This window comes from Marinimicrobium sp. UBA4509, from assembly GCF_002388575.1.
Classification (GTDB): domain Bacteria; phylum Pseudomonadota; class Gammaproteobacteria; order Pseudomonadales; family Cellvibrionaceae; genus Marinimicrobium; species Marinimicrobium koreense.
The window spans coordinates 50104-50696 of the sequence record NZ_DGMV01000084.1 but is presented as its reverse complement, the minus strand read 5'-3'; positions in this window follow the sequence as shown (position 1 = coordinate 50696).

Here is a 593-nt window from a genome sequence, read left to right as displayed (position 1 = left end):
ACATCGTACGGGTCAAAACGCTCTGGGCCTGGCCGTACCGCGCATGCCGGTAGGCAGTCCGGGCATGGAGATGGGCGAGCGTTTTGACCCGTACGATGTGTTGTTGCTGAAGACCGACGGCAGCAGCGAGATTTATGCCCGGATTGAAACGCCCGAGCAGCAGTATTGAACATCCGCACTATTTTGGCGCAGCCGTCACCAAAAGTGGTGCGCGTTGGTTCATCGAGTCCGGCCCGTGAAGGAGAGCCCCCTTTCAAGACACGCCGTAAACCCATCCCTGGGGGCTCGGATCGCGGGTCCCCCGCTCTACGGTCTTGAAAGGGGGCTCTCCTCCACGGGCCTACGTGCCACACGAAACCCACTGTGCCGTCACCGCAGGCGCGACTGTGGCACGGAACTCCGGTGCGGGGGAAACCACTCCAGGACACGCAGCAACCTTGAACCGAGGGTAACGGCGGATGCGGCCTTTGGCCTTATCCGCCCTACGCAACTGCGTGCTACACAAAAACCCATGTGCCACTGCTACAGACGCGACGGTGGCATGGAGGTCCGGTGTGGGGTAAACCATTCCAAGACCGTAGAGCGGGGGACCC